Source organism: Cellulomonas sp. P4_H12 (assembly GCF_056400905.1).
Genome location: NZ_JBFUKJ010000056.1, coordinates 1 through 9,059, shown reverse-complemented (window position 1 = coordinate 9,059; position 9,059 = coordinate 1). Strand labels below are relative to the sequence as shown.

Annotated in this window: 7 protein-coding genes and 2 pseudogenes; 7 read left to right on the top strand and 2 right to left on the bottom strand. The window is 74.9% G+C overall.

The annotated features are described in order from the left end of the window. The 6 genes and pseudogenes from AC1DQC_RS19540 to AC1DQC_RS19515 all read left to right on the top strand — a co-directional run. Positions 1–461 (top strand): annotated as a pseudogene (locus AC1DQC_RS19540) (alpha-xylosidase); the annotation flags it as partial. Positions 462–663: 202 nt separating this feature from the next. Next, positions 664–2,106, top strand: coding sequence for a GH1 family beta-glucosidase (locus AC1DQC_RS19535; RefSeq protein ID WP_477052896.1), 1,443 nt, complete (start codon positions 664–666; stop codon positions 2,104–2,106). A 327-nt stretch (positions 2,107–2,433) separates the two neighbouring features. Beyond that, positions 2,434–2,733 carry a hypothetical protein gene (locus tag AC1DQC_RS19530; RefSeq protein WP_477052895.1) on the top strand — a complete coding sequence of 100 codons (300 nt, stop codon included), beginning with the start codon at positions 2,434–2,436 and terminating at the stop codon, positions 2,731–2,733. Beyond that, positions 2,730–3,575 carry an HAD family hydrolase gene (locus AC1DQC_RS19525; protein WP_477052894.1) on the top strand — a complete coding sequence of 282 codons (846 nt, stop codon included), beginning with the start codon at positions 2,730–2,732 and terminating at the stop codon, positions 3,573–3,575. The genes AC1DQC_RS19530 and AC1DQC_RS19525 overlap by 4 nt, the downstream gene beginning before the upstream one ends. Further along, complete coding sequence (locus AC1DQC_RS19520; RefSeq protein WP_477052893.1) at positions 3,572–4,336, top strand: alpha/beta hydrolase; 765 nt, start codon at positions 3,572–3,574, stop codon at positions 4,334–4,336. The genes AC1DQC_RS19525 and AC1DQC_RS19520 overlap by 4 nt, the downstream gene beginning before the upstream one ends. Next, positions 4,333–5,112: an alpha/beta fold hydrolase gene (locus tag AC1DQC_RS19515; protein WP_477052892.1), complete on the top strand. Its 780-nt coding sequence runs from the start codon at positions 4,333–4,335 to the stop codon at positions 5,110–5,112. Before AC1DQC_RS19520 ends, AC1DQC_RS19515 begins: the two co-directional genes overlap by 4 nt. Positions 5,113–5,120: 8 nt before the next feature. Here the strand turns inward: AC1DQC_RS19515 and AC1DQC_RS19510 are convergent, their stop codons facing one another. Together AC1DQC_RS19510 and AC1DQC_RS19505 are read right to left on the bottom strand one after the other, a co-directional pair. Then, positions 5,121–5,552, bottom strand: coding sequence for a hypothetical protein (locus AC1DQC_RS19510; RefSeq protein WP_477052891.1), 432 nt, complete (start codon positions 5,550–5,552; stop codon positions 5,121–5,123). 22 nt (positions 5,553–5,574) lie between these two features. After that, positions 5,575–7,788 carry a coiled-coil domain-containing protein gene (locus AC1DQC_RS19505; RefSeq protein WP_477052890.1) on the bottom strand — a complete coding sequence of 738 codons (2,214 nt, stop codon included), beginning with the start codon at positions 7,786–7,788 and terminating at the stop codon, positions 5,575–5,577. A 219-nt stretch (positions 7,789–8,007) separates the two neighbouring features. Between AC1DQC_RS19505 and AC1DQC_RS19500 the strand changes: the two are divergent. Then, positions 8,008–9,059, top strand: a pseudogene (locus AC1DQC_RS19500) (hypothetical protein); the annotation flags it as partial.

Sequence of the window (9,059 nt, the reverse complement as noted above, 5' to 3'; positions counted from 1 at the left end):
CCCAGTACATGCTCGGCCCCGACCTGCTCGTCGCCCCCGTGTTCACCGCCGACGGGGACGTCGACGTCTACCTGCCCGAGGGCACCTGGACCTCCCTGCTCACCGGCCACCAGGTCACCGGCCCCCGCTGGGTCCACGAACGACACGCCTTCGACTCCGTCCCCCTCTACGTGCGCCCCGGCACCGTCCTGCCCGTCGGCGCCCGCACCGACCGCCCCGACTACGACTGGGCCGACAGCATCACCCTGCGACTGTTCGAGATCCCCGACGGACACCGCTCGCTGACCACGATCCCCGCCGTCGCCGACCGCGGGGACGTCACGTTCGTCGTGCAGCGGACCGGCGACGAGGTGCGCGTGCAGGCGCGCGGCGCGAGCGCCCCGTGGAACGTGCAGGTCGAGCCCGCCGGACCTGCAGCGAACGCGACGGCGGGGCAGTCCGCGGTCGAGCTCGAGCTGTGAGAACTCCGACCGCTCGGCGCGGAGCGGGGGTGGCGGGAGCGTTCCCACGGCGTGTATCGTATCGTTTCGACAAACGGGACGAGGAGCGCGGCAGTGCGGCACGGACGCCGCTCATGGCCCGCCCAGACGCCCACGCAGACCGGCTGCGTCCGACCCGCAGCCGTCCACCCGCACCAGTCCGCTCGACCCGAAGGACCTGCACATGACGACCTCGCGCCCCTCTGGCCGCCAGTTCCCCGCCAACTTCCTCTGGGGCTCGGCCACCGCGTCGTACCAGATCGAGGGGGCCTTCGACGAGGACGGCCGCGGGCCGTCGATCTGGGACACGTTCTCCCGGACGCCGGGCAAGGTGCTCGACGGCGACACCGGTGACGTCGCGGCGGACCACTACCACCGCGTGGCCGAGGACGTCGCGATCATGAAGGACCTGGGCCTGCAGGCGTACCGGTTCTCGATCGCCTGGCCCCGCGTGCAGCCCACCGGCTCGGGCGAGTTCAACCAGGCCGGCCTCGACTTCTACGTCGACCTCGCGGACCGCCTCATCGCGGCCGGCATCAAGCCCGTCGCCACGCTGTACCACTGGGACCTCCCGCAGCCCCTCGAGGACGAGGGCGGCTGGGCCAACCGCCAGACGGCGCTCAACTTCGAGGTGTACGCGCGCAAGCTGGCCGAGGTCCTCGGCGACCGCATCCACTTGTGGACCACCCTCAACGAGCCGTGGTGCTCGGCGTTCCTCGGCTACGCGTCGGGCGTGCACGCCCCGGGCGTGACCGACGACGCCAAGGCCCTTGCCGCGGTGCACCACCTGAACCTCGCGCACGGTCTGGCCGGCCGGGCGATCAAGGACGTGCTCGGCCAGGACACGCCGGTCTCGGTGACGCTCAACCTGCACGTCACGCGGGCCGCGACCGACTCGCCGGAGGACGTCGAGGCCAAGCGCCGCATCGACACCATCGCCAACGAGGTGTTCCTGCGCCCGATGCTCGACGGCGAGTACCCGAAGGAGGTCTTCGCCGACACCGAGGCGATCACCGACTGGTCGTTCGTGCTCGACGGCGACCTCGACCTCATCCGGGTCCCGCTCGCGCTGCTCGGCATCAACTACTACTCGACCGGTCGCGTGCAGCAGGGCACGCCCGCCGGTGGCGACGGCACCCCGGGTCCCGACGGCCACCGCTCGTCGGAGAACAGCCCGTGGGTCGGCGCGACGAACGTCGAGTTCCTCCCGCAGCCCGGCCCGTACACGGCGATGGGCTGGAACATCGAGCCGCAGGGCCTCGTGGACCTGCTCCTCGACGTGCACGAGCGCTACCCCAGCGTGCCGATGGCCATCACCGAGAACGGCGCCGCGTTCTACGACGAGGTCAGCGCGGACGGCCGGGTGCACGACGCCGACCGCGTCGCCTACCTGCACGACCACATCGACGCCGTCGGCGAGGCCATCGAGCGCGGCGCCGACGTGCGCGGCTACTTCGTCTGGTCGCTGATGGACAACTTCGAGTGGTCCTACGGCTACGACCGCCGCTTCGGTGTGGTCCGGGTCGACTACGACACCCTCCAGCGCACGGTGAAGGACTCGGGCCTCTGGTACCGCGAGCTGCTGCGCACGAAGACGATCCCGACCCCGGAGTCGGCCGCCCTCTGAGCGACGCACCCGACGGCCGAGCCCCCACCCGGGAGCTCGGCCGTCGCCGTCTCCCCCCACCCGCGTACCGGCACAACGTCCGCACAACCGGTCGCCATAACGCTGGGATCTGCGGACGTCCCGCGCCCACCGGCGCAGCGTCCGAGCATCTGGACGCGCGGATGCTCGGACGTCCCCCCGACCACCCCCCGCAACGTCCGCACTCGGTCGGGCTCCGACCCCCACGAGTGCGGACGTTGCCGTCCCCACGCCCGCAACGTCCGCACTCCGTGAGGCCAGGGCCCCCACGAGTGCGGACGCCCCGCACCCGTGGGGGAGGATGGAGCCGTGGGACGACGATCGACGAAGCGGCCGTACGGCGCTGAGCACGTCGAGCTCGACCTCGACCGGGCGACCGGCGGGCGACGCTCCGAGTCCGCGACCGACGGCGAGTGGGTGGTCCAGCAGGTCCGCGGCTCCGACCGCGAGTTCCGCTGCCCGGGCTGCGACCAGCTGGTGACCGCGGGCACCGCGCACGTGGTCGCGTGGCGGACCGACGGGCTGTTCGGCGAGGCGCTCGACGACCGCCGGCACTGGCACGCGTCGTGCTGGCAGGCCCGCGCGCGCCGCGGACCGACGCGCCGATGACCACGCCGACGCGCGCGCCGCGGATCCTTGCCACCGACCTGGACGGCACGCTCCTCCGTCCCGACGGGTCGCTGTCCGACCGCACGGCCCGCGCGCTGGTCCGGGCCGCCGACGCCGGCATCGAGGTCGTCTTCGTGACGGCCCGACCGCCGCGGTGGCTGCGCGACCTCGCACCACACGTGGCCGGCCACGGGGTCGCCATCTGTGCCAACGGCGCGGCGGTGCTCGAGGTGGGCACCGGACGGGTGCTGGCGGAGCACGGCATGCCTCCCGCGGTGGTCACTCTGATCGCGGAACGGGTCCGAGCAGCCTGGGGCGGCCCCGACGTCGTGCACCTCGCCGCCGAGAGCGCGGCCGGCTTCGCGTACGAGGCCCGGTTCCGCTCCACCCACCCCGTCCCGCCCGGCAGCCCGACGGCGGACCGGATCGAGGACGTGCTGGGCCCGTCGACCCACAAGCTGCTGGTGCGCAGCGCGCGGCCGACCACGGACGCGTTCGCCGCCGAGCTGGCGGACRTCGTCGGCAACCTGGGCATCGTGGCCGACTCGGGTGCGGTCGGCCTGGGGGAGATCTCCGGCCCGGGCGTGACCAAGGCCGCGGCGCTGGCGGACTGGGCGGCGGCGCGCGACATCGACCCGGAGGACGTCTGGGCGGTCGGCGACGCGCCGAACGACCTCTCGATGCTCGGCTGGGCGGGCACGTCGTTCGCCGTGGCCAACGCCCACCCGGCGGTCCTGGCGGCGACCACGCAGCGGTGCGGGTCGAACGCTGACGACGGTGTGGCCGACGTGCTGGACCTCGCGGGTGCCCTCGCCGCGCGCGGCCTAGGCTCGTCCCGATGACCACGAACACGACCGACCCCGGACTCATCCGCTCGCTCACGGTCCTGCCCGCCGCCCGCCAGGACGTCGAGCTGCACACCGCGGACGGGCTGACGCTGGTCGGGGAGCTGGCACAGCCCGCCGGTCGGCCGCCGGTCGCCACGCTCGTGACGCTGCACCCGCTGCCCACTCACGGCGGCTACATGGACTCGCACGTCTTCCGGAAGGCCGCGTGGCGTCTGCCCGCGCTGGCCAACCTGGCGGTCCTGCGCTTCAACACACGCGGCACGTCGAGCCCCCGCGGGACGAGCGGCGGCACGTTCGACGCCGGGGTCGGCGAGCGGTTCGACGTCCATGCCGCGATCGAGTTCGCCGAGTTCCACGACCTGCCGAGGCGCTGGCTGGTCGGGTGGTCGTTCGGCACCGAGCTCGTGCTCATGCACGGCCGCGACCCGTCGATCGAGGGGGCGATCCTCCTGTCGCCGCCGCTGCACCGCGCCACCGACGCCGACCTCGACGCCTGGGCGGAGTTCGGCAAGCCCCTGGTGGTCCTGGTGCCCGAGCTCGACGACTACCTGCGCCCCGACGAGGCACGACGCCGGTTCGCGCGCGTCCCTCAGGCTGAGGTGATCGGCGTCGACGGCGCCAAGCACCTGTGGGTGGGGGAGACCGCGGTCCGACGGGTTCTCGACGAGATCGTCGCTCACGTGCTGCCCGACCACGAGGTCCCGCTGCCCACCCACTGGGCCGGCCCGAGCACCACGGCGGAGGACGACGCATGAGCCTGCACACCTACGGCCAGGACGGCGACGGGCTTCCGGTCGTCCTGCTCCACGGCTTCCCGCTCGACCACCGGATGTGGGACGCCGTCGCGGCGGCGCTCCCGGCGGGGCGCAGGGTGCTCGCGGTCGACCTGCCGGGAACGCCGGGCCGTGCCGACGACCTGCCCGAGCCTGCGCTGGAGGCGTCCGCCGACGACGTCGCGTCCGCCCTGCGCGAGGCCGGCATCGAGCGGGCGGTGATCGCCGGACTGTCGATGGGCGGCTACGTCGCGCTCGCGCTGCTCGAGCACCATCCCGATCTCGTCGCCGGGCTCGGCCTGGTGGACACGAAGTCCACCGCCGACACTCCGGAGGCCCACGCGAACCGGCTGCGCATCGCCGACGAGGTGGAGGCGACCGGCTCGGTCGACGCGATCCGCCCGATGGCCTCGTCGTTGCTCGGGGAGACGACGAAGGCCGCTCGGCCCGAGGTCGCCGACGAGGTGGCGGCCTGGATCGAGCAGCAGGAGCCCGCCGGGGTCAGCTGGTCGCAGAGGGCGATGGCCGCGCGCCCGGACCGCTCCGACGTGCTCGCCGCGTTCGGCGGCCCGGTGGTGGTCGTCGTCGGCGACGAGGACACGGTGACCCCGGTCGAGGCCGCCGAGCACATGGTCGCGGTGGCCCGGGGCGCGCGACTCGTCGTCGTCCAGCACGCGGGGCACCTCTCCGCGATCGAGCAGCCCGCCGCGGTCGCGGCCGCCCTCGCCGACCTGGCCCAGGCCGCCGACAGCGCGTAGCCGTCGACCTATCTGCCGAGCACCCGCGCCAGCGCGTCCGACATGTCGAGCGATTCCCCGTCCTTGCCGCCCGCCCCGATGACCAGCGGGGGCGCTGACGGCTCGGGGGTGACCCCGCGGAACCGCGCCGCGAGGCTCGACGGCGTCGTGAGCACGTAGAACTTGCCGGCGGTGTCGATCGCCACGGTCTCGTCCCGGCGCAGGTACCACCCGGTGAGCGGCGTGCGGTACCGGGCGCGACCGTCGTAGCTGCGCGCCGAGAGCTCGACGGGCTGCGGTCCGGAGCGGGCCACGCGGACCAGGAACGCGTCGATCAGCTCCTGCGCCCGGGCGGACTCGGCGCGCTGCCGCTCGGCGAGCAGCTCGCCGTGGGCGGCCGCGGCCGCCCGGCGCTCCTCGCGCCAGCGGGCGGCCGCGTCCGACGACGTCTGGTCTGCCACGGGTGCCTCTTCCCGGCGCCCGTCAGCGGGTCGGCGCGGCTGCGTCGTCCTTCGCGGCGGGCTGCTCGTCCTGGGCATCGGCCGTGGAGGCCTCGTCCTTGACGTCGACGTTCTCGACGGAGTCGGTCTCGACAGTGTCGGTCTCGACGACGGTCTCGGGAGCGGTCTGCTCGGCGGCGGAGCCAGCCTCGTCGGACGCGTCCCCGTCGGGCGAGGCCACGACAGGGACGGCCGCGGAGACCGGGGCCGGACGCGACTTCGAGGGCCGCGACGCCGGGCGGGCCGGCTTCGCCGGGGCACCCGCGGCGGGCGCTCCCTCGTCGCCGCCCTTGCCGGAGGTCTTGGCCGGGGCGGGAGACGCCTTCTGCTCCTTCTCGAACGCGGCCTCGGCTCGGGTCGCCCGCTCGAGGGTCGCGCGGTCGGGGTTGTGGCCGAGCAGGTTGCGCAGCTCGTCGAGGTAGGAGGTGATGGACTCGCGCTGGCGGTTGAGGTCCTCGACCTGGCGCGTGGCGGACGTCCGCTCGCGCTCCGACTCGATCATGGCGTCGGAGATCTGCTTCTCGGCGTGCTCGCGCGCCTCGGCCACGACGCGGTCGGCGTTCTTGCGCGCGTTGGAGATGAGCTCCTTGGCGTGCTGCTCGGCGTCGGTGCGCACCTTGTCGGCCTGCGCGAGCGCCTTCGCGACGCGCTGCTCGGCCTCGGCGGCGTGCGCCTCGGCGTCGCGCACCAGGTGCTCCGTCTCGCCGCGAGCGCGCTCGTGGCGCTCCGCGTCCTCACGCTCAGCGGCCTCGCGTCGCGAGGCGATGCTCAGCTCGGCGTCCGCCAGCTGCTGCTCGGCGGACCGGACCATCTCGTCGGCGTGGGCCTTCGCGGACGCCGTGAGCTCCGCCGCCGCGCGGCGGGCGTCCGTGAGGGCGCGCTCGACCTCGAGCCGGGTGCGCTCGCGCAGCTCGGTGGTCTCGCGGTCGGCGGCGGAGCGGAGCTCGGCGGTCTCGCGCGCGGTCACCTCCTGCAGCTCGGCGGCCTCACGGCCCGTGACGTCGCGGAGGTGCGTGGTCTCGGTCGTGGTCCGCTCGCGAAGCTCCGCGGTCTCCCGTTCGGCCTGCGCCCGCAGGTCGGTGGCGTACCGGTCGGCGTCGCCGCGCAGGGTGACCACCGCCTGCTCGGCCTCGGCGCGCTGGGCCGCCAGCTCGTCGGACGTCTTCGAGCGCAGCTCGCCGGTCTCGCGCTCGGCCTGGGCGCGGACGAAGGCCGCGTACTGCTCGGCCTCGACGCGCAGGGCGGCGACCTCGGCGGCGACCCGCTGCTGCAGGGCGGCGGCGTCCCGCTCAGCGGCGGCCCGCACCCCGTCGGCGTACTCCTGCGTCTGCACGCGGAGGGAGGTGACCTCCTCGGCGGCCTGCTGGCGGGCGGCACCGACCTCGGCGGCGGAGTCGCTGCGCAGCTGGGCGACGTACCGGTCGACCTCGACGCGCGCCGCGGCCAGCTCGCCCTCCACCCGCTGGCGGAGCTCGGTGGTGTCGGCGTCGGCGCTCTGGCGCAGGTCCTGCGCGTAGCGCTCGGCGTCCTCGCGCTGTGCGGTCGTCTCGATCTCGGCGCGCGACCGCAGCTCGCTCGCGGTCCGCTCGGTCGCGATGCGCAGCTGCGTGGCCTCGTGCTCGACGCTCGCGCGCAGCGTGCCAAGCTCGCGCTCGAGGGAGCTGCGACGCTCGCTCTCCTCGGTCGTGATGGCGCTCTGGATCCGTGCGGCCTCGCGCTCGGCGGACCCGACGAGCTCCTCGGCGCGGCGCTGGGCTGCGAGCAGGGTGCTCTCGGCCTCCGCCGACGCGGTGGTGCGGACCTCGTCGGCCTCGCGCCGGGCCGTCGCGACGAGCTCGGCGACCTCGTTCTCCGCCCGCGCGCGCAGCTGCCCGGACGAGAGCTTGGCGCGGGCGAGCGCGTCGGCTGCCTGTGCGTTGGCCTGCGTCACGACGTCCGAGGACTGCTCCTCCGCGGACCGCAGCAGCTGCTCGATGCGCGAGCCGAGGCCCGAGTAGGTGGGCCGCTCGGCCTCGCGGAGCTGACGGTGCGCCTCGGACAGCTCGCCGGCCACCTGCATGGCGCGGCCGTCCAGCGACTCGACCTGGGCGCGGGCCTCCGCGAGCGCCTTCTCGAGCCCGCTGATGCGGGCGTCGACGGCTTCGCGTTCGTATCCGCGGAAGTTGACGACGGGGAAGGGGGTCCGGGCGTCGGGCACGAGCAGTCCTCCTGGGCACTGTGACCCCGTGCGAGCCGCCTCGGTCGAGGCGCCCGTCGGCTTGCGGAGTCCGCCGGACAGGATACGCGTGTTGGAGGTGCCGCGGACGGGGTCGGGCCCGCTGAGGCACACCCTCGGCGATCCGTCCACTCGATCCCGGTTCGGCCGTGAGGTCGCGCTCTGCCTATCCTGAGGCTTCTCGTACCTGGAGGATCCTGCGTGCTCAAGCGACTGATCATCGCCGCCGTCGGCGTCGTCGGACTGGTCGTCATCGGTCTCGGCATCGCGTCCGCGACGGTGTGGCGGGCCGACGACGTCCTCGTCGCGACGACGTCGGCTGGCGCCCACACGCTCGTCACCGAGCCGGGTGTGCTCGAGCTCGGCGGCGACCCCGTGACCGTCAAGGTGAGCGTGCCGGACGGCGGTCCGGTCGTCCTGGCCGTCGGCCGCGACACGGACGTCGCGGGCTGGGTGGGCACGGACGCGCACGGCACCGTGACCGGGCTGTCCGGCTGGCACACGCTCGCCGTCGACGACGTCGCGGCACCGACGCCGACCCCGGCCCCGACGGACGCCGCAGCGGCCCCACCGGCCGACGCGGCGACCCCYGCCCCGTCCGAGAGCGCCGCGGCCGCCCCAGCGCCGGCCGCGGACCCGACGGGCTCCGACCTCTGGGTCGCCGAGGTCACCGGAACCGGGTCCGCCGAGCTCGAGTGGCCCGCACAGGAGGGACGCTGGAGCCTCCTCGCGGTCAGCACCGGGAAGTCCGCCCCGACGCTCTCCCTCGAGTGGCCGCGCGTCGTGACCACCCCCTGGCTGTGGCCGTGCGTCGTCGTCGGCGCCCTGCTCGTCCTGCTTGCCGGGTGGCTGCTGCTGCGCGACGTCCGCCGCCGCCGGGCCGGCCTCGACGAGCCCGTCTGGCACCCCGTGAACACCGGCGCGGTGCCGACCGTCTCCGTCCCCGTGGGCGACGTCGACGCGGTGCCGGTGCTCACGCGCCGACAGCTGCGCGAGGCGGAGCAGGCGCGCGCCGCGAAGCCGCGGACGGGCTCGATCCCGCGTGTTCCCGCACCCACGGCCTCCGACACGGGGCAGCAGGCCGCGGTCGCGCCCGCCTCGGAGACGAGCTCGACGGCGGCCGCATCGACGGCCCCGGCGGCCACCAGCCGCCGCGCGCTGCGCCCCCCGACGGGTTCCGTCCCTGCCGTGTCGACCCCGTCCGCCTCGCCCGGCCCGGCCGCGCCGGGCTGGACGCCCGCAGCCTCCGGTGC

Bases quoted from the DNA above. Each gene is read 5' to 3' on its own strand.
- AC1DQC_RS19535 (WP_477052896.1), top strand. From the start codon at position 664: ATGACGACCTCGCGCCCCTCTGGCCGCCAGTTCCCCGCCAACTTCCTC.
- AC1DQC_RS19520 (WP_477052893.1), top strand. From the start codon at position 3,572: ATGACCACGAACACGACCGACCCCGGACTCATCCGCTCGCTCACGGTC.
- AC1DQC_RS19515 (WP_477052892.1), top strand. From the start codon at position 4,333: ATGAGCCTGCACACCTACGGCCAGGACGGCGACGGGCTTCCGGTCGTC.